Source organism: Paucibacter sp. DJ2R-2 (assembly GCF_025717675.1).
Taxonomy (GTDB): Bacteria; Pseudomonadota; Gammaproteobacteria; order Burkholderiales; family Burkholderiaceae_C; genus Paucibacter_A.
Map to the genome: position 1 here is coordinate 1,215,262 of NZ_JAJIRT010000001.1, position 24,873 is coordinate 1,240,134.

Genomic DNA, 24,873 nt, shown 5'->3' on the forward strand with positions numbered 1-24,873 from the left:
CTGAGGGAGTGAGCTCAGAGTTTGCTGCACCCCATCCGCGCGATCTCACCCCAGCTGCACCGCCAACACCGTCGGCGAAGGCGTCGCCCGCAGCACACCGGCTTCCAGCAGGCCGGCCGAGACGCCCAGCATCACGCCCACGGCCATGGCGTAGCCGGGGCAGGCATGCAGGGGGGCGGGGTCGACGGCGTCATAACGGTCGCCGCCGAACATGATGGTGTGGTCACCGGGGTTCTGGGCCGCGCAAGAGACGATGCCGACGATGATCTTGTCACCCTCTTGCACCTCGACACCGCGCAGACGGTGCGTCACGCGGGCGCGGCGCCAGACGGCGGCGGGTACCGGCTGACGCATCATGGTGGCGAGCAGGGTGGGCCGCAGATGGGCCACGGCACGCGCGTACACCTGATCGGCGGCAGCGAGCGCGCCGCCCAGCCAATCCTGCTGCAGATCCCACAGTTTCTTGGTGACCACCCAGGCGGCAAGGCTGGAGACCTGGTTGCCATGCACGGTGGGCGGGAAGCCGAGCATGATGCCGGCCAGGGTACGCGGGATGATGTCGGGGTCGAGCTTGGCGGCTTCGCTCAGCGAGTCCTTGATGGCCTGGCTGATGGCCGGCAAGGCGGGGTTGGTCTCCAGCCACTCGCGCACGGCGCGCTGCAAGCCCTGGCCCTTGGCGCTGGCCACCTGCTCGACCACAGGGCCGGGTTGCGGGCCGAAGACGTAGCGCGATACGGCGAAGAAGTCGCGCGGGCAGCGCGGCGCACTGTGGGCGGCGCCGGGCACATAGCCGGTGCCCAGCATCTGCTGATCGTTGGGCAGGCCGAACCAGACGGTGCAGAGCTTGTCCAGCACCACTTCGGAAAGCTTCTCAATGTCCAGCAAGGCTTCGCGCTGGCCCAGCTTCTGGTTGCCTTCTTTCAGGGCCGCTAGGTAGGCGCGCGCCACGCGGTAGCTGGCGGCAAAGGCCTCGGGCTCGCTGATGCTTTCGATGGCCGTGTTGATGGCCGGCGCCTGCTCGCGGTGGCCGCTGTCCTCGTCCATGCCGAGGTAGCCCAGACCGATGGAGCGCTGCATGCGCTCGCCGTAGCCGCGCACCGAGTAGCGTTGCTGCGTGTCGCGGAAGACTTCGAGCACGGCCGCGGCCTCCCCGACCAGCACGCCGTAGGCCGTGCGCAGCACGCCACCGGGTTGGGCGCGCACATAGGCCCAGGCAGCATCGCGGCTGCTGGAATCTTCCAACCATTGCTGCCAGGCGGCGGCGTTGTCCAGGGCTGGTGCGCGCTGCGGCGCCAGGCCGGCGGCCGGCAGGGGCTGCTCCACCAGGGCCGGCAGATGACGCAGAGCGGGCAGGGAAGGCACGAAGAAGTAAGCGCCCCATTGCAGCTCGACAAAAGGTTGTTCGCCCAGGTCCAGGTGCACGCTGCGCGGGCCGGCTTCGGTCTGCTCCTCAAAACGGTAGACGCGCGGCTTGCCCTGGGTGGCCACGGCCAGGAAGGGGTCGGCCTGCTCGGCCAGGCCGCCGCTGGCATTGCCACCGGCGATCCAGCGCTGCAGGGTTTCGAACTGCTCGGCCAGATGGGCGTTGTAGGCCATGAAGATCAGGCCGCGGTCCTGGTCTTTCTCATCTGGCTCACTGGCCGGTTGAGCCAGGCTGCCGGTGGTGGCCGGGCCGTAGGACATGCCCCGGCGCAGCACGCGCGGCACCACGCCCTCGCGCGGGTTGACGCGGCGGATGTGCGCGTGGAAGGGGCAGGCGCTGCCCGCTGAATCCTGCTGGTAGGTGAAGGCATTGCTGGGGCCGCTGCCGGGCGCCGCCAGCGGCTCACCATCCAGGCTGCGGCCCATCATCTTGGCCAGCACGCGCTGCGGGTCCAGGCCGTGGATCTGGGCCTGCTCCTGCACGCGACGCTGCAGGCGCCCGACATGCTGGCGCAGCTTGCGCACGACCAGGAAGCTGCCCAGATCAAGCAGGGCATCGGCCTTCTCGGGCACGGCGTGGCGGTCGCGCGAGGTTGGGAAGCCCAACACCACCTCGCCGCGCGGCACCGCGTCCGACCAGGGCTTGCCCGGGGCCGTGGGCGGGTTGGCCAGCGGGCCGCCGGCGCGCTGCGGGTCCACCTGGGGTTGGCTGATGCCGTCGATGAAGCCGAAGTTCTCGCGCGTGGCGCCGCTGATCGGGTCGATATTGCGGCGCATGTCCTGCACGGCCAGCACCTGCAGGCCGCTGTCGCGCTCCAGGCTGGCGATTTCGGCATCCACCGTGGCTGCATCCACACCGGCACCGAAGCGCAGCTGCACCACCAGGTGCACGGCATTGAGGTCCACACGCGCCGCCAGGCTGGCGCACTCGGCCGCGCCGCGCGGCCAGTTGCGCTCGGGCAGCTTCCAGTAACGCGGGTGGTTGTGGCGCAGATCGCCGAGCACGCCGGCGCGCGCCTCCATGCCCTCCTGGAACGCTTGCGGGAAGCGCGCCAGGCGCGAGGCCGGCAGGCCCAGGGCGCGCAGGCCGGCCAGACTCAGGGCGACATTGCGGTAGAAGCCGCCGACCGGGGCTTCACCGAGCAGGGTCTGGGCCTCGCTGCTGGGTTTGAACTGCTGGCTGAGCCAGGCCACCGCCTGGCTGCGATTGGTCACGCGCAGCAGCACCAGGGCGCCACCGACCAGATCGGGGTAGGCGCTGAGCATGCCGCCCTGGATGTCGGCATCACGGTAGGCCAGGGCGCGCGGCTTGACCTCGGGCTGGGGCGGCACGGTCTCGAACCAGGCCAGCATCTTGTAATGCGTGGCGCGCAAGGCATAGCCGGCGGCCAGCAGGGGGTTGGCCTGGGCCTGCTCAGGCGTGGGCGGCAGCAGGGGGAAGCGCTTGAGGGTGTCCAGGCCGCGCAGCTCGAACAGCACATCGCGGCTGGCGCGCAGCAGGCAATACCCATCCGGCGCGCTGGGCAGAAAGTAGCGCTCCAGCGAGTACAGCGCCGCCAGCGCCGGCAGGCCGCGCACCGCCATGTCGAAGGCCGCACGCGGGTCGCTGGGCAGGGGCTTGCTCTCGCCCGGCAGGGGGCGGCGCAGCCGGGTCACAGCCAGATCACCGCCCTCGGGATGCAGGCGGCTTTGGCGCTCCAGCTCGGCCAGGTAGTCGTGGTCGCCGCAGCTGCGGCCCGATTCCAGGTAGAGGAAATCGGCCGAGAACTCGTTGGCGCGCACCCACTCGATATAGCGCTCAAACGAAGTTTCGCGCGAGAGACGGTAGCCCTCGCAGTGGCAGAGCATCAGGTCCAGCATGCTGCCCAGGTCATCCCAGATGACGCGCATATAGGGTTCCCAGCCGCCGTCGAAACAGACATTGAGCAGGAATTTGTGCGGCGTGCCTTCGGCGTCGATGCCCGGGCGCGGCTCGACGATGGCCCAGCGAAAGGAATGGACGATGCGGAAGCGGCTGACCACATCGGTGAACAGCTCGGGCGTCTCGCTCGACTCGCGCGCCGACTGGCGCAGGGCGTTCAGTGTCTTGAGCACGCGGCGCAGGCGCTCGAGGTGGGTGATGGTCTCGAAGGCGTTGACGAAACCGGGCTTGATCGGCGTGAGCAGGCACAGATCGGTGATGCCCTGCAACTGGGTGTCCTGGCGACTGGTTGGCATGCGCACTCCCTGAAAAATCTGCGAGGTTGGTGGCTGCGCACGACAGGCCGATGACAAGCCCCGGGCGCGCCGCAGACCATAGGGTCTGGCCGCGCTTCTGTCCTCGGGATTTCTAAGGAGAGGCGCCTCCTTTCGTCGCAGCGACTGGCGATTCGCGCGCCCAAAGCCGCAGCTCATCGCCTGACGCTGGCGAGCCCGGGCCGCAATGCCGACACTTCAATCATCGAAACAGAGGAGCCCCCTCACACCCAAGGAGTTATGCATCATGGACACCCGCAACACCAGCCTTCTGACCACCTTGTTGACCGCCCTGGGCGCCGTCGCCGCTTCCGCCGTGCTGGCCCTGAGCCAGGCCGAACCGGCCGCGCTGCAGCAGCATCATCAACAACAGGATCAGCAGTCGCTGCGTGTCAGCGACAACAGCAGCAGCGAGCTCATCCTGAGCACACTGCCGGTTTCCAAGAGCTGAACTCAGCGGAAAAGCTGCGGGTGCTGACGCGCGTACCAGCCCTCGGCCTGCTCATGCGGCAGGTTGAGGAAATCGCGGTAGCCCGGCACCCAGCGATAGCCCAGGCCAACCAGAAACAGGCCCAGGCCAAAGACGGCGTAAATCCAGTCGACGCCGATCTGCAGCAGGGCCACGCCGGCAAGACCTGGCCCCAGAACGCCGGAAACCTGCATCACCATCATGTTCACCGCCGTCATGCGTGAGCGGTAGGCCTGCGGGATGGCCAGCATGCGGTGGGTGTGCCCGACCATCTGCACAGTGGCAATGCAGGCGCCGAACACGGCAAAGCCGAACACGATCAGCAGCGGCTGATGGGTCAGGCCGATACCGAGCATGCTGATGCCTTCGATCAAGATGGCCCAGAGGCTGGCATTGAAGCGCCCGATGCGCTGCGCCACCCAGACCGAGCCACCCAACGAGCCCAGCAACATGCCGGCCGACAGCCCCGCTTCACAAGCGCCCAACCAGGCACCGGACAAGCCCAGGGACTGGACTTTCAAAGGCACCAGCATGCCGATGCCCGGGCTGAAGAAAATCATCACCAGGAAAGAGACGAAGGTCCAGCCGCGCTCCAGCGGCATCTTCCATTTAGCCGCCAGGCCGGCACGCAGGTCCTGAAGCCAATGGCGCTCGCTGGCACCTGGCGCAGGCGTGGCTGCCTTGATGCGCAAGGCCAGGGCCGCCGCCAGCGCCAGCAAGACCGCATGCAGCCAGAGCGCCGCTGCCGTGCCGGCCAGAGCCAGCACCGCGCCACCCAGAGCCGGCCCCATCAAGCGGCCGATGGCCTGCGCGCTTTTCTGCAAGCCCAGGCCTTCGGTCAGCTGGCTGGCAGGCAGCAGTTCGGCGACGATGCTGAAGGAGGCCGGCATGATGGCCGCCATGGCCACCACCGCGCACAGCTCCAGCGCCATGATCCAGCCCAGGTGATAGATGCCGGCCTGGGCCAACCCAGCCAGCACCAGGCCTTCGAGCGCCATCAAGGCCAGGCCGCCCGAGATCAGAAGTTTCTTGTCCACCCGGTCGCCCAAGGGCGAGAGCAGGGGCAAGGCAATGAAGGAGGCCCCGGCCATGCTGGCGGCGAAGATGGCCAGATGAGCGGCGCCGCCCTCGCTGGCCACCCACCAGGGCACGGCGACATGGCCGACCATCAGCGACAGCAGCATCAGGGAATCACTGATCAGCAAGAGGCGGAAGGGCCCGCTGAAGGCGCCCAGGCGGCGGGCGGTCGCTTGTAACATCGCGCCAGTTTGACATGGGGGGCCGGCCGCGCGGCGCGAGCAGCGCACGGCCGTGACCCCCCAGCATTTCCAACAGGGAGCCGCCAGGCCATGAACACCTTCAAGATCCGCCGCCGCCTCGTTTGCAGCGCCGTTTGGTCCAGCCTCGCCTTGCTGAGCGCCTGCGGTGGCGGGGGGGGTGGCAGCGACAGCCCGGTGACGCCGCCTCCGCCCGCGGCCGAGGTGCCGGCGCTGAGCAGCCAGTGCCAGAGCAATTCAGTGGCGCGCCTGGTGCAACCGGCCGCGCTGCAGGCGGGCCGCAACCAGGAACTCAGCCTGCTCGCCTGCGCCGGCCACCGCCTGAGCCAGTTGCGCTGGGAACAGAAGGAGGGCACGGCCTTGAACGCCCTGTCGGCGCGCTCCCAGTCCATCACTCTGGAGCCGGCCGCGGCCGGCAGCCATCGCTTCGAGCTCAGCTACCAAGATGAACTGGGCCGCAGCTTCAGCGCCAGCCTGCCGCTGACGGTCGCGGCCGACACCAACCCTGCGGCCCTGCGTGCGGTCCTGCGCGGTGAACCCAGCGTGCATGCGGGCGGCAAGTTCTCGCTGCGCGCCTGGCTGCCGGGCCTGAGCGAGGCGGACCTGACCAAGGCCACATGGCGCTGGGAACAGCTGGAAGGGCCAAGCCTGGATCTGGGCGGCGCCAGCGGTGCTCGCCTGCTGGCCACGGCGCCGGCCAGCAGCAGCGACAGCCTGCTGCGCCTGCGCGCCAGTGCTGACCTTGGCGACGGCCGCAGCGCCAGCGGCGAGTTCAGCCTGCTGGTGCAAGCCCTGCCGCCCCTGCCCGCCAACCCGCTGTTCGCCAGCAACGAGACGCCCAGCCGTGTCTACCCCTACAAGGCCAGCAGCACCCGGACCGCCGCCTTGAGCGAATGCATCTACCACCCTGGCCTGAGCTCCAGCAACCCCAACAACCTCTGCACCCTGGGCAAGCTGCCCTTGCTGGGCAGCGCCAGCAGCAGCAACGGCACGCCGACGGTGGACGAGATCATGGACCGTGTGCTGGTGTCCAACGACTGGATGGGCGCGAACTTCGAGCGCTTTCTGCGCGAACAGGACACGCACGGCGACTTCCGCCGCATGCTGGCCTCGGTCACGGCGGTGGTGATCGGCGGCCGGGTGCGGCCGGCTTTCTACTGGAGCGCCACCGGCGCCATCTACCTGGACGCCGCCAACCTCTGGCTGACGCCCGAGCAGCGCGACACGGTCAGCGAAACCCCAGACCCGCGCAGCGACAACGGCAGCGCACTCAACTACGCCAGCCCTTGGCGTTATGTGAAGGACAACCGCCACGCCATCACCAGCCTGGCCGTGGCCAAGCGCGCCTCGCGCAACCTGGAGGATGTGCAGAACGCGCTGGGCTCCCTGCTGTACCACGAGCTCAGCCACGCGGCCGACTTCCTGCCGCCGCGCGTGCACGCCAGCTTGCTGGGCAGCAGCAGCCGGGTCTATGAGGCCGTGCCGGCCCAGACCGCCTCGGAGCAGCTGAACCAGCGCTACCCCTTCTTCTCGCTGGAGATGCGCGGTCTGGCGCGGGTGCTGTCCTATGGCGACACGCCCACGGCCGCCCAGATCGCCTACCAGCCCGAGGACGTGGTGCGCTTCTTCAGCCAAGACCGCGTCAACGACGACTACAGCTATTCCGTCCCCAGCGGCGCCAACTTCTCGCGCGAGGACACGGCCATGCTGGTCGAGGAGGCCCTGATGCAGCTTCGTCTGGGCGTGTGGCGCGATTACGCCGTCACCAACAAGCTGAGCTCCGGCGGCAACAGCGCCGATCTGCTGGTCAGCTGGGGCCAGCGCGGCCGCATCGGCGAGGCGGCCATCCGACCGCGGCTCGATCTGGTGCTGAAAGAACTCATGCCTTGGCTGCCCGCCAACTTCAGCGCCGGCCTGGCCGCACCGCAGGCGCTGCGCGCTGGCGCCAGCTGGGGTGCCAACCTTGACCAGGCTGCCTTGCAAGCGGGCAAGATCAAGCCGCTGAGCGCGCAGCAGCGCTACAACGAGCAGGAGCAAACCACCCGCGCCCTGCTGCGTGGCAGCCGCTGATCCTCAGGATTAGAAGGTGTAGCCCAGGCCTAGCAGCACGGTGGGCGCGCCCTTGCGCTCAACCAGGGGGCTCTTGGCGGCATCGCCGAGCACGCGGTGGTAGCCGGCATGAGCCATCAGACTCAGGGAATCGCTGAGCTTGTAGCGCCCGGTCAGACCCAGGTCGGCACCGTAGAGGCCGGCCTTGGGATGGAACTCCTTGAAAGAGGTGGCCGCGGCCTGAGCCGCAGTGACGCCGTAGTAAGACTGCAGATAGCGCTTGTCGGCAAAGCCCAGCGAGGCCTCGGCGCCCAGCTCCAGCGGGCCACTGGCCAGCAGAGGCAGGCTGCTGCCGATGCTGGCCAGGGTGCCACCATGGCCCTGCTTGCCCAACGCTGTCTTCAGCTCGAAGTTCAGAGGCAGGCCCAGGCCGCTCCAGCTGCCGGCCACGCCGACTTCGGCGCTGCCCTTGAGCTTGCCCATGCCGCGCAGGCGATCGCTGCCGCTCTGACCCAGAAAGCCCTTGACCTTGTGGTCCTCGCGGCCGGCATCTCCGCTCAGAGTCAGTGCGAATTGAAAGTCTGGCCGCTCGACCGCCCAGTAGCGCAGGCCGCCCATGGTCGAGGCTTCGAAGGCGCCCTTGCGGTAGCGAAGATCGGGCAGCAAGACGGCATGGCTGCGGCTCTCCTTGGCACCGACATAGGTCGGGCTGTAGACGGCGCCGACGCCGATCAAGCCATGCAGGCCCTCGCTGGGTGAGGGCTCCGCGGCCTGAGCGCCGAAGCCGGCTGCGGCCAGCATGGCGAAGACCCAGGCGGCCTTGGCTTGGAGACGGTGGGTGCGTGCAGGATTCATGGCGAGCGGGAGCTTGGGTGAGGTTGAACATGTGCCTGTCGGCCTGGCGGGTTAGGGCGGGCCGTGTGGCTGGCCGCACTGTGCGCATTCGCAGCGAAGGGCGCCAGGGAACTCCGCGAAGCGCCGCCGCACGCACCGCGACGGCGCGGGCTTCAGGCTGGCGCTTCAAAACACCCATGACCAGCGGCACAGGCCTGAGGCAGGCGCCGCAGTGACAAAGTCACCCAAGGTGCCGTTCAGTCGAAATTTGTTGCACTACACAATAAATAGCGATAAATTGCCAACAAACGATAGTTGGTATTCATTAAACATGCGCATCAGCAAAACCCAGCAAGACAAAACCCGGCGCCTGCTCTTGCGCGTGGCCGTGGACCTGATGAGTCGCCAGGGCTTTGAAGGCACGACCATGAAAGAGATCGCCCGGGCCGCTGAGCTCGGCGACGCGACCATCTACAAGTACTTCCCCAGCAAAGAAAAGCTGGTGCTGGCCTATTTCGAGCAGCAGGCGGGCGACGCGATCGCCCTGATGCAGAAGACCCGCGGCCAGCAGGATTTCGGCCTGCAGGAACGCCTGCAGCTGCTGATGGACAGCCTGCTGGAGCTGCTGCTGGCCGACCGCGAGTTCGTGGCCATCGCCCACCGCCTGATCCAAGGCGCACCCATGCTGCTGCTCAGCCAGACCTTGCCGGGCAAGGAGCTGTTGCGCCAGGCTTTCATCGCCATGCTGGAGCAGGCCGAGGCGGCCGGCGAGATCGCGCCCTGTGCCTTCAAACCCAGCCTGGGCGGCCTGCTGGCCGATGCCGTCTACGGCCTCGTGGCCTACTGGCTGCGCGACGATTCAGAAGAGTTCGGCAACACCAGCCAGCTGATCGACCTGAGCCTGGGCGTGCTGGTCCTGGCCCTGCAGAGCGGCGTGATCAACAAGCTGCTCGATCTGGGCGGCTTCATGCTGCGCAGCCAGCTGGCGCGCCTGCTGCAGCCGCAGGGTGGCGGCCTGCTGGAACTGCTGGCCCTGGCCAAACGCGGCCTGAGCGCGGGAACCGGGCGATGAGAAGCATGCTCGGCGATCTCAATGTCTGGCTGCTGCTGGCCGCCAGCCTCAGCGGTGTCGCGGCCCTGCTCCATGTGCTGATCGTGTTCGGCGGCGCGCCCTGGTACCGCTTCTTCGGTGCCGGCGAACACATGGCGCGCCTGAGCGAAGCGGGGCATTGGTGGCCGCCGCTCTTGACCAGCGGCATCGCCATGGTGCTGGGCCTGTGGGCGCTCTACGCGCTCGCGGCCAGTGGCGCGCTGAGCCTGCAGCTGCCCTGGCCCAAGCTGGCACTGTGCCTGATCACGGCCATCTACTGCCTGCGCGGCCTCGCCATCCTTCCTCTGCAGGCCCTCGCGCCGGAGCGCGTGACGCCGTTTCTGCTCTGGAGTTCTGTGGTCTGCCTCGGCTACGGCATCGTCCATCTGATCGGCCTGAAGCAGGTCTGGGAGCAGCTGCGATGAGGCCGCGCGTGCAGGCCACGGCGCTGCCGGCCGCAAGCCGGATCGCCCGCACAATGGCAGGCGCCGACTTTGCCGACAGCTACTGCCTGGCCGACCCCCACCCCGAGCTCAGCGCCATGCAAAGCTACTTGGCCCTGGTGGCGCACACGCCGGGCTGGATGCACGGCTTGATGGCGCTGCGCAACCGCGCGGTCCGCCTGGTGGGCCTGAAGGACCTGGGCAGCCTGAGCCCGCACGAGCCGAGCAAGCCGGCCGAGGCCTACCGGGTGGGCGACCGAGTCGGCATCTTCCGACTGAACGAATTGCACCCCAAGGAGCTGATCCTTGGCGACGACGACCGCCACCTGCGCGTGCAGGTCTCGCTTTACAAAGCCGAGGCCCGGCTCTGGCTCAGCACCGTCGTCCATGAGAAGCAGGCGCTGGGGCGGCTGTACATGAGCGTGGTGGGGCCGGTGCACCGGCTGATCGTGCCGCGCCTGCTGGCTCAGGCGCCGCGCCGCGCATGAACAGCAAAGCACCGCGCACCGGCCGGCTGGCGCGCACGGCGATTGCCGGCACGGCGGTCGCGCGCGCCGGCATGGCGCAGCTGAGCCACCGACTGCAGTCCCGGGGGCAAGACCTGGCCCCCGGCAGTGAATCTGCCCAACTGGCTCAGCACGCACATGAGGCCCAGCTGGGGCGCATCCTGTTCGGCGCCCTGAATCAGCTCAAAGGCACGGCGCTGAAAGCCGCCCAGCTGCTGAGCATGGAGCTGGACCTGCTGCCCGAGGGCTTGCGCCTGGAGCTGGCCAAGGCGCAGTACCAGGTCACGCCATTGAACCGGGCCCTGGTGATCAAGCTCTTGCGCCAGGAGTTCGGCGCCGGGCCCGAGACCTTGTTCGCCAGCTTTGAAACGCAGGCTTTCGCGGCCGCCAGCCTGGGTCAGGTGCATGGGGCGACGCTGGCCGACGGCCGCGAGCTGGCCGTCAAGCTGCAGTACCCGGGCATGGCCGCATCCATCCACAGCGATATGCGGCTCTTGCGCCTGCTGCTGAGCACGCTAGGGCCGAGCCAGGCCTTGCCGCGAGCGGCGGTGCTGGACAGCTTGCTGAACGACATCGAAGCCACGCTCGCCGAGGAGCTGGACTATCTGCACGAGGCTGAGCAGCTGCACTGGTTTGGTGAGCAACTGGCGGCCCAGCCGGCGCTGCGCCTGCCTCAGCCGGTGGCGGCGCTGAGCAGCCGACGCGTGCTGACCATGGAGCGTTTGCCGGGCCTGCATCTGAAGGAGTGGCTGGCCACCGGGCCCAGCCAGGCCGAGCGTGACCGCTACGGGCAGCTGCTGTTCGACCTGTTCCTGCGCAGCGTCTTCGAGCTGCAGCGCCTGCAGGCCGACCCGCATCCCGGCAACAGCCTCTTCATGCCGAACGGGCAGCTGGGCCTGCTGGACTTTGGCTGCACCCGCCGCCTGAGCCCTGCCTTCTGCCAGCACTTGCGTGCGGCCTGGTGCGGCCTGCTGCGCCGGCCCTGCGACACGGCGGCTCTGCATCAGGCCTATTTGGGCCTGGGCCTGCTCCAGCCCGAGCTCAGCCACGCGGCCTTTTGCCAGGAGCTGCTGCCGGCGCTGCAAGGGATTCTCGACTGGCAGCTGCGGCCCTTCACACAAGAGCTGTTCGACTTCGGCCTTCACCCGCCGCCGCCACGAACCAGTGCCGAGTACCAACGCACCGCCGTGGGCCATCTGCACACCATGGCCGCGGAGCTGCCCTATTTCGACCGTGCCTATCTGGGCCTGCTGCAAATGCTGCGCGATCTCGGCGCGCGCGTGCGCACGCAGAACGCCTGGATTCAGGCCTGAGCAGTCCCCCTGCTTCTTGAAAGGAAACCCCCATGAACCCCGCGTCTTCTGCTTCTGCTTCTACTTCTGCACTTACCGCAGCCACCACGCGCGCCTGGGTCGGCCATTGGCTGATGGCCGTGGCCGTGCTGCACACCTTGTTCGCGCTGGTCTTTCTGCACAAGCCACTGCTCGGCATCGTGCAGCGAGGCGTCTTCAACACGGTAGGGCAGGATCCAATGACGGCCGCTGCCGTCTGGTTCCTGCTCTTCGCCGCGCCATTGGCTTTGCAGGCGCTGGCCATCACGTCCTTGGAGCGCAGCGGCCAGAACGCCGCGCTGCGCCAGCAAGCTTGGGGCCTGCTTGCCTTGTGTGCCTTGGGCGTGACGCTGATGCCCGACTCGGGCTTCTGGCTGGCGATTCCGGCCGGCATTGCCTTGCTGCGAAAGGGCCGCTGAGATGCGCAGCTCACTTGTCTTTGTGCATTTGCTGTTTGTTGGCATATGGCTGGGCTGTGTGCTGACCGAAGCACTGTTCGAACGCGCATTGTTGGGCCAGGGGCCGGCGCAGGAATTGCTTCTGGCCGGCCTGCACAAAAAGGTCGACTTGTGGGTGGAGATTCCCGCGTTCACGCTGGTGCTGCTCAGCGGCGCTGCACTCATGGCCTCCGCGTGGGCGCGCGCGCCGGGCTGGGCGCTGGCCATCAAGATCTGCTTGGGCCTACTGGCGATGGGCGCCAACGCCTATTGCGTGCGCTTGGTCTGGCGGCGTGCGGCATATGCGCAGGCCGGGCAATGGGCGGCGTTTCGGGCCATTGACAAGCAACAGCACCGTTGGGGTGCGCTCGTGTTGTTCAGCATGTTGCTCGCCTTGCTGCTGGGCGGCAGCCTGCGCGCCTGAGCTCGGTCGACATCCCCATGACGTCCAAACCAAGATCGTCAATCTTCGCGCGGCTTCGGCTGCAATCCCGCTGGCAGCAACTTCAGGCTGCGCTGTTTGCACAAGCCATGGCCCGTGAGCTCAGGCAAGCCGGCTTGAGCAAGCGAGTGCAAGAACTGCCCTTTGGCCGCATCGTCTATTTGGACAACGGCAAGACCCAGGCTAAAGACACTTTGCTTTTGCTGCACGGCGCCGGAGCGGACAAGAGCAGCTGGCTGCCTTGGGTCAAGGCATTCGGCCATGCCAGGCGTATCTTGGTCGTCGATCTGCCCGGCCATGGCGAAAGCACGCAAGACTTGACCCTTGGCTTCGAGCTGCCAGCCCAAGCGGAGCGCTTGATGCAGTTCATTTCCGCCTTGGGGCTAGGCCGGGTGTGCCTGATCGGCAATTCGATGGGTGCCGCGATTGCGCTGCGCCTGGCGTACTCGCACCCCGAAAGCGTCGCCGCCCTGGTGCTGATCGGCGCGCTCGGAGCGCCGAGTCGGCCGAGCTGGTTGCTGGAGCAAATGGCCAAGGACGGCAGCAATCCGATGTTGGACATCCAGAGCGTGGCCGACTACCGCCGCATGATGGCGGTGGGCATGGTCAAACCCCTCTATATCCCTGGCTTCATGCTGCGCTTGTTGACCGAAGAAAAGATCCGCCGTGCGGCAGTCGACCGCAAGGTCTTGGCCGACATCGAAGTCAGTTTCGATCAGCGCACGCTGCTGGCCCACATCAGCGCCCCGACGCTGATCATTTGGGGCCGCGAGGACCGCGTCGTCCATGTCGACGACGCCGAGCTCTTGCATCGCTCCATCAAAGGCAGCCGCAAAGTCGTGCTCGACGGTGTTGGCCATGTGCCCATGGTCGAGCGTCCCGCCCAAGTCGCCAAGCTTTGCCTTGAATTTCTGCAAGAGAAGATGGCCTTGACGAGGCCGCCGCACAGCAGCTCCGAAACCGTGCCGGAAGTACAAGCAAAGACACGCTGCTAAACACCCAATTGGCGCCCCACGCAATTGGGGTCAGAGTCATTTTCTCAAGGGCTCGCTGGCCCCCCTCCCCATGCTCACTTCAAGCTCCACGCCACCATCATGCTGACTCGTCTGCTCCTGATCCTCGCCGCCTGCATCGTCTTCAGCGGCGCCAGCCGGGCCCAGCCCTTTGACTATGAAGTCAGGCCGGTCCAATACAAAAACCTAGCCGCCCGTCTGTATCTGCCCAAGACCAGCGGCAAGGTGCCCGTGGTGATCGGCTTCGGCGGCTCAGATCCCAGCTGGGGCTTTGCCGATGCCAATGGCGCGATGATGGCCGCGCGCGGCATTGCCGTGATCGGGCTCGTGTATTTCAAAACCGAGCCGGGCTTGCCGCCCAGCCTGGACCAGATTCCCATGGAGTACTTCATCTCGGCGCTGGACTATGCGGAGACCGTGCCCGAGCTCGACGCGCGCCGCATGGGCGTGGTCAGCGGTTCGCGGGGCTCGGAGGCGGGCTTCCTGCTCGCCATCCTGGACGCGCGCATCAAGTCGGTGGCCATCACCACGCCCAGCAAGGTGGCCTGGGCCGGCATGACCTCGCCGCGCTCGGCCTGGACTTACCAAGGCCGGGACATTCCCGCCCTGAACCTGCCCGAAATGCCGGGCAGCACGCAAATTCAGCGCTTTGAAGCCGCCTTGGCGGAGACGGAGAAAGTCAAAGCCGCCACCTTTGCCTTCGAGAAAATCCGCGGGCCGATTCTGCTGATTTCGGCCGAGAACGATCAAATCTGGCCCGGCACGGCCATGAGCCGAGATATTCTTGATTATCTAAAGACCCATGGTTTTGCCTATTCGGCCGTGCACAAATCCTATCCGACTGGACATGCCTTCAGCCAGGCCACGGCACCAGAAATCAAAAACATGATCGTGGAGCATTTTGTGGCGACCTTGAAAAATCAACCTTGAACACACCATGTTGACTCATTGGCGCGCCCATTCCGAGCGAGGATTCCCAAGGTTTCAGGCCTGGATGTTGGCACCGGCTCTCGTGGCCCTGGCCGGCTGCGGCAGCCCAGCCGTCGGTCCCTGCCAATCAGCCCCGGGTATCGAGGCCATCTGCGGTTTCAAAAATCCGGAAGATATGCGGCTGCTGCCCGATTCCAAAACCCTGCTCATCAGCCAGGTCGGCGCCTTGGGCCGCACAAGTTCGGGATCGTTGGTGTTTTTCGACACCCAGTCGCAACAAATCTCCGCGGCTTTTCCTCCTTCCAATCCGCTGGCTGACGCGAATTTCATGAGCGGCTCGCTGCCAAAAGACAGCAGCTGGGGAGCCAGCAACTGCCCCGGCCCGCCAGGCGCCGAGTTTTCGCCGCTGGGCATCTCGATCCAGCAGCGCCGGGACGGGCGTTGGCAGGTCGCGGCCGTCAACCACGGCCTGCGCATGAGTGTCGAAATGTTTGAATGGCTTCAAGTTGGCGCACACTACCGTCTTGAGTGGCGTGGCTGCGTGCCAACTCCGGCCGAAGTCTCCATGAACAGTGTGGCCCTGCTGCGCCATGGCGGCTTTGTGGCCAGCCATATGTTTGATCGGACGGCGCCCAATGTCCTGGGCTTCAGCACCGGGCTGTGGAAATCGCAGCTGGGCTTTGATACCGGCTACGCCTTCGAATGGCAGCCCGGCCAGGACGGTGAATTTCGAGTGCTGAGCGGCAGCCCCGGGCCATTTCTGAACGGCATCGAATTGAGTGCCGATGAACGTGAGGTATTTGTCAGCGTCACCTCTGGAAATCAGATTCGCAAACTCGACCGTGCCAGCGGAAAGCTATTGGCCACGCTGGCCTTGGAGCGACCGGACAATCTGTCCTGGGACGCGCAGGGATATATGCTGGCCGCTTCGCTGACCGGCTCGCGCTTGCAGAATCTCATTTGCATTCAAAATACCGGCGAGAGTTGCGGTCTGGCATTTGAAATTGTGCGCATCGACCCGGCCGATATGAGTTCGGAGTTGGTTTTCAAACATGAAGGCGCTCCGATGGGCGCGGCCACCGTGGCGCAGCAGGTCGGTGATTTTCTGTATCTGGGCTCATTCACCGGGGACCGGATTCTGAAAATCCCTTATGCAAGAAAGAAGAAAACGCAGAGCGCGGATTTGAAACAGCGCTGAGGCAGGATTCCCACATCGGGCCAGACCCAACTCATCGAGTGCATGAGCTTATCTGGCAGCTGGCCGGCGCTGCGGTAAGCACCAGACTCTCAGGCCGCCGCCAATATGGCCCCGTACAGCATCAAAAACACCGCCACGATCAGGCAGGCGCTGTAACTCAGACCCACAAACAGGCTGCGCAGCGTGCGCGAGATCAGCGTGCCGCCATACACCCGGTGCTCGGCGCGGGCGCCCAGCCAGGCCAGGGGCAGCAGCACCAGCAGAGAGCCACCGCCGCTGGGCATCAGCAAGGCCAGGGGCACGAACAGGAAGACGCTGCAGTGCACATGGGTGGCATAGACCAGATGGGCGATATAGCCTTGCGGCCGGCCAGCCATGGGCACGCGGTAGTGGCGATGCGCCAGCTGCAGCAGGCCGGCGTACAGCGGCAGCAGGGCGACCAGGGCGTAGGAGCCATAACGCAACAGGCCATCGCTCAAGATGCGAGCGCGCTGGGCCTGGGGCAAGGCCCGGAAATGCTGCAGGCGTTCGAGCGCCGGGCCGCGGAAGCGGCCATCGAGGCTTTGCTGCAGCCGGGGTTCGACCTGCTCGACCAGGCTCAGCGTCCAGTCCGTTTCAGCGCTCCCTGCGGCCTGAGCCTGCGGTGCTGCCGGAGCCGCCGGCGCGCTGAGGAACAAGGGCTCGGCGCCGAACTTCAGCGCAGCGAACATCAGCACCGACAGCGCGAAGAACAGACGGGCCGGTCGCACATAGTGCTTGCGCCGGCCGTTCAGGTATTCGACCGTCAGCTGGCCCGGACGAAAGACCAGCAGGAACAAGGTGCGCCACAGCCGGCCATCCACGGCCAGCAGCCGGCCGGTGGCCTCGCCGACGACCTCGCGCAGGGTGGGCAGCTCGACCCGCGTTTCCTGGCCGCACTGGGCGCAAAAAAGCCCGCTGACCTCGGCGCCGCAATTGCGGCAATGGGTTAGCGGGCTCATGTCGGCGCTGGAGGCTTCGCGGGAGGCCGCCCCAGTGCCGGTGTCGGCAGATGGGGCGGTACCCGCGTTTTCATCCTCAGGCGGCAGCCACCGTGGCCACAGGCTCGCCCTGGTAGCCGCGCGGCACCGCACCGAGCAGCTTGCGGGTGTATTCCTGCTTGGGGGAGGCCAGCAGCGCCTGCGTCTCGCTCTGCTCGACCACATCGCCGTTCTGCATCACCAGCACCTCGTCGGAGATGAACTTCACCACGGCCAGGTCGTGGCTGATGAAGACATAGCTGAGGCCGAACTCGTCCTGCAGGTCCTTGAGCAGATTGAGCACCTGGGCCTGCACCGACACGTCCAGCGCCGACACGGCTTCGTCCAGCACCAGCACCTCGGGGTTGAGGGTCAGGCAGCGGGCAATGGCGATGCGCTGACGCTGGCCGCCCGAGAACTCGTGCGGGTACTTGTTCAGCACGGTGTCGTCCAGGCCCACCTTCTTGAGCAGGGCGCTGGCGCGGGCCAGGCGGTCCTCATGGTCCTTGCCGATCTTGTGAATCTCCATCGGCTCGACCAAGGTCTGGCCGATGGTGAAGCGCGGGTTCAGTGAGGCATACGGGTTCTGGAACACGACCTGGATGCGACGGCGCATCTTCTGCCAGTCATTGCCACTCATCTTGAGCAGGTCCTTGCCTTCGAACAGCACCTCGCCGCCGCTGGGCTCATGCAGGCGCAGCAGGGTCAGGCCCATGGTGGTCTTGCCCGAACCGGACTCGCCCACCACGCCCAGGGTGTAGCCCTTGCGCAGCTTGAAGCTGACGTTCTTGACCGCCTTGAACTCTTTCTTGCTGAACAGGCCGGCCTTGAAGAAGAAACTCTTCTGCAGGCCGCGCGCTTCCAGGATGACCGGTGCGTTCGGATCCTTGGCCTTGCCAAGGGCTTGCACGCGGGCCTCGCCCTTCTGCGCGGCGATGTGGTCGTCGATGACCATCAGGCGCGCCGGGTTCTCGGTCAAGGACGGGCGGCAAGCCAGCAAGGCCTTGGTGTAGCTGTCCTTGGGGGCGCTGAAGATCTCGGCCACGGGCGCCTTCTCGCGGATCTCGCCATGGCGCATCACCACCACCTGGTCGGAGATCTCACCCACCACGCCCAGATCGTGCGAGATGAACAAGAGGCTCATCTTGTGCGTCTCTTTGAGCTTGGCCATCAGCTCCATGACCTGGCGCTGGATGGTCACATCGAGCGCCGTGGTTGGTTCGTCGGCAATCAGCAGCTTGGGGCTGCAGGCCAGGGCCACGGCGATCATCACGCGCTGCTGTTGGCCACCGGACATCTCGTGCGGGTAGGCCTTGAGCCGGCGCTTGGGCTCGGGGATGCCCACTTCGTTGAGCAGCTCTTCGGCACGCACCAGGGCCTGCTTCTTGCTCATGCCCATGTGCTTGATCAGGGGCTCCATGATCTGGTCGGCCACGGTGAAGACCGGGTTCAGCGAGGTCATGGGGTCCTGGAACACGCAGGCGATATCACGGCCGCGGATGGCTTGTAGCTCGGGCAGCGAAGTCTGCAGCAGGTCACGGCCCTGGAACAGGATCTTGCCCTGGCGCTCGGCATTGCTCGGCAGCAGGTTGAGGATGGACATGGCCGTCACCGACTTGCCCGAGCCCGACTCACCCACCAGGGCGACGGTCGAGTTCTCGGGAATGTCGAAGCTGATGCCCTTGACGGCCAGCGCGCGTTGCATCTGGCCGTTCACCTTGCCCATGCGGAAGGCGACCTTGAGGTCTTGAATGCTCAGCAACATAAATGCTTTCATGGTGGATCGGTGTTCACTTCGTTCACACCGACCGACAAATACCTAACAGCTACAGTCACTTGGGGTCGGAGCTTGCCGAGTACGGCAAGGTCCAACCCACAATTACTCCAGCCCTCGCAATTTCGGATCCAGCGCATCGCGCAAGGCGTCGGTGAACAGCGCAAACGCCGTCACGAACACCGCCATCAAGGCGGTCACGGAAACCAGCTGCCACCAGTAGCCGAGGATCAGCTCGCTCTGCGATTCGCTCAGCATGGTGCCCCAGGAGACCTGGTCCACGCCCACACCCAGGCCCAGATAGGACAGGATGACCTCGCTCTTGATGAAGCTCACCACATGCAGGCTCAGCTGCACCAGGGCCACATGCGAGACATTGGGCAGGATGTGCTTGAACATGCGCGAGTAGCGCGAGGCGCCAATGGCCTCGGCCGAGCGCACATATTCGCGCACCGAGTGCTTCATGAACTCGGCACGGATCAGGCGGTAGATGCCGGGCCAACCGGCCAGACCCAGAATCATCACCACCGAGAGCACGCCCTTGCCGAAGATCACCGCGAAGGCAAAGATCAAGAGGATGCTGGGGATGGCGGTGAAGACGTTGTAGAGCCACTCGAGGAAGTCGCCGATCTTGCCGCCGAAGAAGCCCGAGATCGCGCCCAGCACCGTGCCGATGATGGTGGCCACCACGGCCGCCAGCACGCCCACCAGGATGGACACTTCCGCGCCCTTGATCACTTTGGCCAGCACATCGCGGCCCAGGCGGTCGCCGCCCAGGGGCAGGGTCTCGGCCTTGACCACATCCTCGGTCTTGAACTTGCTGGCGCGCTCTTCCCATTCTTTGTACTTGGGCGCCAGCGGGTCGATGTCGCTGAGGTCGACATTGGGGCCTTTAGGCTGGGCGATCACGCCCGTGGCTTCGGCCGGGGCCGGGCCCATGAAGGTCGGCGGCGCATTGGGCACGCCCACTTCCTTCTGCCAATTCTTGGCCAGCAGACCGCTGGCCGAGGCGATCACCATCAGCAGGAAGAACGCGACGATGGCCATGGACACCATGCCCACCTTGTCGGCCTTCATGCGGCGCCAGGAAGCGGCCCACACGCCTTCAGATTTCTGCGCCTTGGGGTTGCCGGCGGAGGGGGTCGGAGAAGACATGACTGCACTCATTTCGCATCTCCGAAGCGGAATGAAACTGGAGAATTCTTGATTTTCATTTCAGCACCACGCGCGGGTCGACCAGCTTGTAGAGCACGTCGGTGATCAGGTTCACCACCATGGTCAGGAAGGCGATGTAGATGGCGAAAGCCTGGATGACGGGATAGTCGCTGCGGTTCACCGCCAGCAGGATCTCGCGGCCCAGGCCCGGGATGGAGAAGAACACCTCGAGCAGGAAGCTGCCGACGAACACGCCGGGCAAGGCCACCGAGATGTTGGTCATGATGGGGATCATGGCGTTGCGCAGCACATGCTTGAGCAAGATGGTGCGCTCGGTCATGCCCTTGGCGCGCGCGGTGCGCACGTAGTCATGGCCGATCTCGTCGAGGAAGAAGGTGCGGTAGAGGCGCGTGTAGGGCGCAATCGCCACCGCCACGGCCACCATGATGGGCAGGGGCGCGTAGGTGGTGAGGTTGGTCCAGACGCTGTCAGTCCAGCCCTGCACAGGGAACCAGCCCAGGCGGAAGGCGAACACATACTGGCCCACGATCACGTAAACCAGCAGCGAGATCGACACCGCCACCGTGCTCAGGATCATGACCGTGCGGTCGGTCAGGCTGCCGCGCACGGCGGCCACGGCCAGGGCGAAGGGGATCGCCAGCGAGACTTCCAGGATCAGGATGGGCAGCATCACCGTCAGCGTGGCCGGCAGGCGGCTGCTGAAGAGGTTGGCCACCGATTCATTGGTCGCCCAGCTCTTGCCCCAGTCAAAGGTGACGATCTGCTTGATGAAGATCCAGAGTTGCTCCCAGACCGGCTTGTTCAGGCCCAACTGTTCGCGGATCGCATTGATCTGCTCGGGGCTGGCATTGAGGCCGCCCATGATTTCGGCGGGATCGCCACCGAAGTACTTGAAGAGGAAAAACACCAGCAGCACGACGCCGAGCAGAGTCGGAATCATTTGCCACAGGCGTCTGAGCAGGTATGCCGCCATTGCTGTCGGGCTCCAGTTAACGCGTCGTCGGTTCGACAAATAGAAACCCCGGACGCGGGTGGCGGACGGGGTTTGCGGGAAAAGTTGCGCGAGTCTAAGCGAAGCCAGCACGGGTTTTCAGGGCGTTTGCCCTGAGCGCCCCATGGCCAGGGGGCAATACCTGGACAGGCTTGCCTGCACATGATTGAAAATTGCAGGACCTGATGCACGATCTGCATGACCCCAGGCTGCCCCAAGCTAGCGGCCAGGCCCTAGACTGCGCGGTTTTGCGCTCTGGGCTGCCAATCTGGCAAGCGCCAGTGCCAGGCCGCACTCTTGGGCCCTGTGCCCCCGCGAACTTCCTTCTTCACCGAGCATGACCATGAGCAATCCGCAAGGACCGACCCCCACGCACCATGCCCGCAGCGGCGCCGTCCGGCGCGCCCTGGCTTGGCTGACCCTGGCGGCCGCCTGCGCTCCGGCCTGGTCGGCCGGCGACACCAAGGCCACGGCCGAAACCGCCAAGTCCGCGCCCAAGGTTCTTCGCTATGCCTTCCGCGTGGCCGAAACCGGCTTCGACCCAGCGCAGATCTCGGACACCTATTCCAAGACCGTGGCCGCCGGCATCTTCGACGCGCCGCTGAAGTTCGAGTACCTGGCCTCACCGGCCAAGCTGGTGCCCAACACCTTGGTGGCCATGCCCGAGATCGCGGCCGACTTCAAGACTCTGACCTTCGAAGTGAAGCCCGGCATCTACTTCAACGATGACCCGGCCTTCAAGGGGAACAAGCGCGAGCTGACCGCGGCCGACTACATCTATTCCATCAAGCGCCACTACGACCCGCAGTGGAAGAGCCCCAACCTCTACCTGCTCGAGAACGTCAAGATCCTGGGCCTCTCGGAGCTGCGCAAGGAGCTGATGGCGGCCAAGAAGCCATTTGACTATGACCGCCCGGTCGAAGGCCTGCAGCAGCTCAGCCGCTACAAATTCCAGATCAAGCTGGGCGTGAGCGACCCGCGCTTCATCAACCAATTCGCCGATTCCGGCTTCCTGGGCGCCGTGGCGCGCGAGGTGGTCGACGCCTACCACGACAAGATCATGGAACACCCGGTCGGCACCGGCGCATGGCGCCTGGCCGAGTGGCGCCGCAGCTCGCGCATCGTGCTCGAGAAGAACCCGAACTACCGCGAGGAGTTCTACAAAGAGCAGCCCCCGGCCGACAAGCCCGAGCTGGCCGCCCAGGTCAAGGCCTTGCAGGGCCGCCGCTTGCCCATGATCGACCGGGTGGAGATCGCCATCATCGAAGAGACCCAGCCGCGCTGGCTGTCCTTCCTCGGCAACGAGGCCGAAGTCCTGCCCGAGCTGCCCTTTGAGTTTGCCGGCATCGCCATCCCCAACAACAAGCTGGCGCCCAGTCTGGCCAAGAAGGGCGTGCAGATGACGCGCTTCGTCTACCCCGAGATCGCCTTCTCCTACTTCAATATGGAAGACGCGACCGTGGGCGGCTACACGCCGGAGAAGATCGCGCTGCGCCGCGCCATCTCCCTGGCCATGGACGTGAACAAGCAGATCCGCCTGGCCCGCCGCGGCCAGGGCATTCCCGCGCAAGGCCCGTCCATTCCCGGCGTGTTCGGCTATGACCCGAGCTTCAAATCGGAGATGAGCGAATTCAACCTGGCCAAGGCCAAGGGCTTGCTCGACCTGTACGGTTATGTCGACAAGAACGGTGACGGCTGGCGCGACATGCCCGACGGCTCGCCCCTGCGCATCGAGTACGCCACCCAGCCCACCACCGACAGCCGCCAGCTGGTCGAGCTCTGGCACAAGGGCATGGACGCACTGCAGGTCAAGATGGTTTTCAAGACAGCCAAATGGCCCGAGAACCTGAAGTCGGCCAATGCCGGCAAGCTGCAGATGTGGGGCGTCAGCTGGGTCGCCTCGACCCCGGACAACGACACCTTCCTGGCCCTGGGCGATGGCCGTGCCAAGGGCAAGGCCAACAAGGCACGCTTCGACCTGCCGGCCTTCAACGAGCTGTACCAAAAGCAAAAAGCCCTGCCCGACGGCCCCGAGCGCCAGGCCGTGATGCGTGAAGCCCAGCGCCTGATGATTGCCTACATGCCCTACAAGATGGACATCCACCGCATCTTCACCGACCTGGCCCAGCCCTGGGTGATCGGCTACGAGCGCAATGTCTTCGTCCGCACCTTCTGGAACTATGTGGACATCGACCAGGAGCGCTTCCAGCGCGAGTCCAAGTAAAGCCCGCGCAGCAAGGCCGGCTTGGGGTTCGACTGCATGGTCGGGCCCGGACATTCGCACTAGACTCGGGCCCTGTCCTGGACCTGGGCGCCTCAGGGTGCGTCCACCGGTTCCAGCCCCATCGAACGCGCCGCAGCCACAAGCTTGCCGGCGCGTTTGTTTGCCGAGGATGCCTTAGATCGTGCTGCGACATCGGGTGCTCTGTTTCTTGCTAGCCGGGCTGACGGCCGCCCCCTGCCTGGCCCAAGGCGCCGCCACGGAACCGCCGGCCAAGGTGCTGCGCTACGCCTTTCGCGTTGCCGAAACCGGCTTTGATCCGGCTCAGATCTCGGACCTGTACTCTCGCATCATCGCGGCCGGCATCTTTGAAGCGCCGCTGCAGTACGAATACCTGGCAAGGCCGCTGCGCCTGCGCACTGCCACCGCCGCCGAGATGCCCGAGATTTCGGCCGACTTCAAGACCCTGACCTTCCGCCTCCGGCCCGGCACCTACTTCAACGACGACCCGGCTTTCGACGGCCTGAAGCCAGGGGAAAAGCGCGAGCTGACGGCGGCCGATTACATCTATTCCATCAAGCGCCATTTCGACCCGCGCTGGAAAAGCCCCAACCTCTACCTGCTGGAAAACGCCCGCCTGCCCGGCTTGAACGAGCTGCGCCGCGAGGCCTTGGAACAGAGAAAACCCTTCGACTATGAGCGCCCGGTGGCCGGGCTGCGCCAGCTCGACCGCTACACCTTCCAGGTGCGCACCGAGGCGGCCGACCCGCGCTTTGTGCACCAGTTCGCCGACCCCTCGGTGATGGGCGTTGTGGCCCGCGAGGTGGTGGAGCGCTACGGCGACAAGATCATGGAGCACCCGGTGGGCACCGGCGCCTGGGCGCTCACCGAATGGCGGCGCAGCTCCCGCATGGTGCTGGAGAAGAACCCCAATTTCCGCGAGCTGCGCTATGACGAGCAGCCGCCGGCCGACAGCGAGGCACGCCTGAAAGCCCAGGCCGCACGCCTGCAAGGCCGGCGCCTGCCCATGATCGACCGGGTGGAAATCGCCATCATCGAAGAGAACCAGCCACGCTGGCTGTCCTTTCTGCGCGGCGAGTTCGACCTGGTGGACGAGGTGCCGGCCGAGTACGCACCGATCGCCTTCCCCAACAACAAGCTGGCGCCCAATCTGGCCAAGCGAGGCATGCAGATGGTGCGTTACCCGCGCGCCGATGTGGCCATCTCCTACTTCAATATGGAGGACCCGGTGGTGGGCGGCTACACGCCGGACAAGGTCGCCTTGCGCCGTGCGATCTCGCTCGCCATCGACATCGACAAGGAAATTCGCCTGCCCCGGCGCGGCCAAGCCATGGCCGCGCAAGGCCCGATCAGCCCGGGCGTGTTCGGCTACGAGCCGGCGCTCAAGACCACCATGAGCGAGCACGATCTGGCCCGCGCCCGCGCCCTGCTCGACCTGTACGGCTATGTCGACCGCGACGGCGACGGCTGGCGCGATCAAGCGGACGGCAGCGACCTGACGATCGAGTACACCACCGAGCAGGACGGCGAGAAGCGCGCCCTGGCCGAGCTCTGGCAAAAGGCCATGGATGCGATCCAGATCCGCATCAAGTTCCGCATCGCCAAATGGCCCGAGAACCTCAAGGCCTCGACCGCCGGCAAACTGATGATGTGGGGTGTGGGCTGGAGCGCCGCTGCGCCCGACGGCGACACGTTTCTGTCCCTGGGCTACGGGCCCAACAAAAGCCAGTCCAACAAGGCCCGCTTCGACCTGCCGGCCTACAACGCGCTCTACGAGCAGCAAAAGGCCTTGGCCAACGGGCCCGAACGCCTGGCGCTGATGACGGAGGCGCAAAAGCTGATCGTGGCCTATATGCCGATCAAAATGCATGTGCACCGCGTCTACACCGATCTGGCCCAGCCCTGGGTCAGCGGTTACCACCGCAATGTGTTTGTGCGAGATTTCTGGAAGTACATCGACATCGACGCCGAGGCCGCGCAGGCGAGCCCCAAGGCCGATGGAAAAAAATAGTCCGC

At 65.8% G+C, this 24,873-nt stretch carries 20 protein-coding genes; 13 read left to right on the forward strand and 7 right to left on the reverse strand.

Going from position 1 to position 24,873, the window contains the following annotated elements; all coding sequences use genetic code 11:
- Window positions 1–45: 45 nt before the first annotated feature.
- Window positions 46–3,639 carry a Dyp-type peroxidase gene (locus LNV28_RS05270; RefSeq protein ID WP_263516147.1) on the reverse strand — a complete coding sequence of 1,198 codons (3,594 nt, stop codon included), beginning with the start codon at window positions 3,637–3,639 and terminating at the stop codon, window positions 46–48.
- Window positions 3,640–3,904: 265 nt separating this feature from the next.
- On the opposite strand from LNV28_RS05270, the gene LNV28_RS05275 reads away from it, so the two are divergent.
- Window positions 3,905–4,108 carry a hypothetical protein gene (locus LNV28_RS05275; RefSeq protein WP_263516146.1) on the forward strand — a complete coding sequence of 68 codons (204 nt, stop codon included), beginning with the start codon at window positions 3,905–3,907 and terminating at the stop codon, window positions 4,106–4,108.
- 2 nt (window positions 4,109–4,110) lie between these two features.
- Here LNV28_RS05275 and LNV28_RS05280 read toward each other — a convergent pair whose 3' ends face one another.
- Entirely contained in the window at window positions 4,111–5,385 is a 1,275-nt protein-coding gene (locus LNV28_RS05280) for an MFS transporter (RefSeq protein WP_263516145.1), read from the reverse strand.
- A 90-nt stretch (window positions 5,386–5,475) separates the two neighbouring features.
- Between LNV28_RS05280 and LNV28_RS05285 the strand changes: the two genes are divergently transcribed.
- Window positions 5,476–7,473 carry a hypothetical protein gene (locus LNV28_RS05285; protein WP_263516144.1) on the forward strand — a complete coding sequence of 666 codons (1,998 nt, stop codon included), beginning with the start codon at window positions 5,476–5,478 and terminating at the stop codon, window positions 7,471–7,473.
- 9 nt (window positions 7,474–7,482) lie between these two features.
- On the opposite strand, the gene LNV28_RS05290 is transcribed toward LNV28_RS05285, so the two are convergent.
- Window positions 7,483–8,307: a MipA/OmpV family protein gene (locus tag LNV28_RS05290; protein WP_263516143.1), complete on the reverse strand. Its 825-nt coding sequence runs from the start codon at window positions 8,305–8,307 to the stop codon at window positions 7,483–7,485.
- A 310-nt stretch (window positions 8,308–8,617) separates the two neighbouring features.
- Here LNV28_RS05290 and LNV28_RS05295 point away from each other — a divergent pair, with 310 nt between their 5' ends.
- The 9 genes from LNV28_RS05295 (at window position 8,618) to LNV28_RS05335 (ending at window position 15,676) form a co-directional block, all read left to right on the forward strand.
- The gene (locus tag LNV28_RS05295) at window positions 8,618–9,358 is read left to right on the forward strand and encodes a TetR/AcrR family transcriptional regulator (RefSeq protein ID WP_263516142.1); all 741 of its coding nucleotides are present in this window, start codon (window positions 8,618–8,620) and stop codon (window positions 9,356–9,358) included.
- Window positions 9,355–9,801 carry a hypothetical protein gene (locus LNV28_RS05300; RefSeq protein ID WP_263516141.1) on the forward strand — a complete coding sequence of 149 codons (447 nt, stop codon included), beginning with the start codon at window positions 9,355–9,357 and terminating at the stop codon, window positions 9,799–9,801. The genes LNV28_RS05295 and LNV28_RS05300 overlap by 4 nt, the downstream gene beginning before the upstream one ends.
- A 53-nt stretch (window positions 9,802–9,854) precedes the next feature.
- Window positions 9,855–10,307, forward strand: coding sequence for a DUF2867 domain-containing protein (locus LNV28_RS05305; protein ID WP_263516140.1), 453 nt, complete (start codon window positions 9,855–9,857; stop codon window positions 10,305–10,307).
- The gene (locus tag LNV28_RS05310; protein ID WP_263516139.1) at window positions 10,304–11,638 is read left to right on the forward strand and encodes an ABC1 kinase family protein; all 1,335 of its coding nucleotides are present in this window, start codon (window positions 10,304–10,306) and stop codon (window positions 11,636–11,638) included. The genes LNV28_RS05305 and LNV28_RS05310 overlap by 4 nt, the downstream gene beginning before the upstream one ends.
- 32 nt (window positions 11,639–11,670) lie before the next feature.
- Entirely contained in the window at window positions 11,671–12,075 is a 405-nt protein-coding gene (locus LNV28_RS05315; protein WP_263516138.1) for a DUF6463 family protein, read from the forward strand.
- A gap of 1 nt (window position 12,076) precedes the next feature.
- On the forward strand, window positions 12,077–12,517 hold the full coding sequence (locus LNV28_RS05320) for a hypothetical protein (protein WP_263516137.1): 441 nt from the start codon (window positions 12,077–12,079) through the stop codon (window positions 12,515–12,517).
- Window positions 12,518–12,624: 107 nt separating this feature from the next.
- Entirely contained in the window at window positions 12,625–13,530 is a 906-nt protein-coding gene (locus LNV28_RS05325) for an alpha/beta fold hydrolase (RefSeq protein WP_263516136.1), read from the forward strand.
- A 99-nt stretch (window positions 13,531–13,629) separates the two neighbouring features.
- The gene (locus tag LNV28_RS05330) at window positions 13,630–14,478 is read left to right on the forward strand and encodes an alpha/beta hydrolase family protein (RefSeq protein WP_263516135.1); all 849 of its coding nucleotides are present in this window, start codon (window positions 13,630–13,632) and stop codon (window positions 14,476–14,478) included.
- Between the two features lie 7 nt (window positions 14,479–14,485).
- Window positions 14,486–15,676 (forward strand): hypothetical protein, encoded by a 1,191-nt coding sequence (locus tag LNV28_RS05335; protein ID WP_263516134.1) that lies wholly within the window; start codon window positions 14,486–14,488, stop codon window positions 15,674–15,676.
- 89 nt (window positions 15,677–15,765) lie between these two features.
- On the opposite strand, the gene LNV28_RS05340 is transcribed toward LNV28_RS05335, so the two are convergent.
- The 4 genes from LNV28_RS05340 to LNV28_RS05355 all read right to left on the reverse strand — a co-directional run bounded on the left by LNV28_RS05340 (window position 15,766) and on the right by LNV28_RS05355 (window position 20,597).
- Complete coding sequence (locus LNV28_RS05340; RefSeq protein ID WP_263516133.1) at window positions 15,766–16,656, reverse strand: DUF3667 domain-containing protein; 891 nt, start codon at window positions 16,654–16,656, stop codon at window positions 15,766–15,768.
- Window positions 16,657–16,732: 76 nt separating this feature from the next.
- Window positions 16,733–18,451: an ABC transporter ATP-binding protein gene (locus tag LNV28_RS05345; RefSeq protein ID WP_263516132.1), complete on the reverse strand. Its 1,719-nt coding sequence runs from the start codon at window positions 18,449–18,451 to the stop codon at window positions 16,733–16,735.
- A gap of 102 nt (window positions 18,452–18,553) precedes the next feature.
- Window positions 18,554–19,603, reverse strand: coding sequence for an ABC transporter permease (locus LNV28_RS05350; RefSeq protein ID WP_263516131.1), 1,050 nt, complete (start codon window positions 19,601–19,603; stop codon window positions 18,554–18,556).
- A 55-nt stretch (window positions 19,604–19,658) separates the two neighbouring features.
- On the reverse strand, window positions 19,659–20,597 hold the full coding sequence (locus LNV28_RS05355) for an ABC transporter permease (protein WP_263516130.1): 939 nt from the start codon (window positions 20,595–20,597) through the stop codon (window positions 19,659–19,661).
- A gap of 361 nt (window positions 20,598–20,958) precedes the next feature.
- Here LNV28_RS05355 and LNV28_RS05360 point away from each other — a divergent pair, with 361 nt between their 5' ends.
- Both LNV28_RS05360 and LNV28_RS05365 read left to right on the forward strand, forming a co-directional pair.
- Entirely contained in the window at window positions 20,959–22,839 is a 1,881-nt protein-coding gene (locus LNV28_RS05360) for an ABC transporter substrate-binding protein (RefSeq protein ID WP_263516129.1), read from the forward strand.
- Window positions 22,840–23,020: 181 nt separating this feature from the next.
- Entirely contained in the window at window positions 23,021–24,868 is a 1,848-nt protein-coding gene (locus LNV28_RS05365) for an ABC transporter substrate-binding protein (RefSeq protein ID WP_263516128.1), read from the forward strand.
- Window positions 24,869–24,873 lie beyond the last annotated feature (5 nt).

Bases quoted from the DNA above. Each gene is read 5' to 3' on its own strand.
- LNV28_RS05285 (WP_263516144.1), top strand. From the start codon at position 5,476: ATGAACACCTTCAAGATCCGCCGCCGCCTCGTTTGCAGCGCCGTTTGG.
- LNV28_RS05320 (WP_263516137.1), top strand. From the start codon at position 12,077: ATGCGCAGCTCACTTGTCTTTGTGCATTTGCTGTTTGTTGGCATATGG.
- LNV28_RS05290 (WP_263516143.1), bottom strand. From the start codon at position 8,307: ATGAATCCTGCACGCACCCACCGTCTCCAAGCCAAGGCCGCCTGGGTC.
- LNV28_RS05275 (WP_263516146.1), top strand. From the start codon at position 3,905: ATGGACACCCGCAACACCAGCCTTCTGACCACCTTGTTGACCGCCCTG.
- LNV28_RS05345 (WP_263516132.1), bottom strand. From the start codon at position 18,451: ATGAAAGCATTTATGTTGCTGAGCATTCAAGACCTCAAGGTCGCCTTC.
- LNV28_RS05325 (WP_263516136.1), top strand. From the start codon at position 12,625: ATGGCCCGTGAGCTCAGGCAAGCCGGCTTGAGCAAGCGAGTGCAAGAA.
- LNV28_RS05270 (WP_263516147.1), bottom strand. From the start codon at position 3,639: ATGCCAACCAGTCGCCAGGACACCCAGTTGCAGGGCATCACCGATCTG.
- LNV28_RS05360 (WP_263516129.1), top strand. From the start codon at position 20,959: ATGAGCAATCCGCAAGGACCGACCCCCACGCACCATGCCCGCAGCGGC.
- LNV28_RS05355 (WP_263516130.1), bottom strand. From the start codon at position 20,597: ATGGCGGCATACCTGCTCAGACGCCTGTGGCAAATGATTCCGACTCTG.
- LNV28_RS05300 (WP_263516141.1), top strand. From the start codon at position 9,355: ATGAGAAGCATGCTCGGCGATCTCAATGTCTGGCTGCTGCTGGCCGCC.
- LNV28_RS05295 (WP_263516142.1), top strand. From the start codon at position 8,618: ATGCGCATCAGCAAAACCCAGCAAGACAAAACCCGGCGCCTGCTCTTG.
- LNV28_RS05280 (WP_263516145.1), bottom strand. From the start codon at position 5,385: ATGTTACAAGCGACCGCCCGCCGCCTGGGCGCCTTCAGCGGGCCCTTC.
- LNV28_RS05330 (WP_263516135.1), top strand. From the start codon at position 13,630: ATGCTGACTCGTCTGCTCCTGATCCTCGCCGCCTGCATCGTCTTCAGC.
- LNV28_RS05305 (WP_263516140.1), top strand. From the start codon at position 9,855: ATGGCAGGCGCCGACTTTGCCGACAGCTACTGCCTGGCCGACCCCCAC.
- LNV28_RS05350 (WP_263516131.1), bottom strand. From the start codon at position 19,603: ATGTCTTCTCCGACCCCCTCCGCCGGCAACCCCAAGGCGCAGAAATCT.
- LNV28_RS05340 (WP_263516133.1), bottom strand. From the start codon at position 16,656: ATGAGCCCGCTAACCCATTGCCGCAATTGCGGCGCCGAGGTCAGCGGG.
- LNV28_RS05335 (WP_263516134.1), top strand. From the start codon at position 14,486: ATGTTGACTCATTGGCGCGCCCATTCCGAGCGAGGATTCCCAAGGTTT.
- LNV28_RS05310 (WP_263516139.1), top strand. From the start codon at position 10,304: ATGAACAGCAAAGCACCGCGCACCGGCCGGCTGGCGCGCACGGCGATT.
- LNV28_RS05315 (WP_263516138.1), top strand. From the start codon at position 11,671: ATGAACCCCGCGTCTTCTGCTTCTGCTTCTACTTCTGCACTTACCGCA.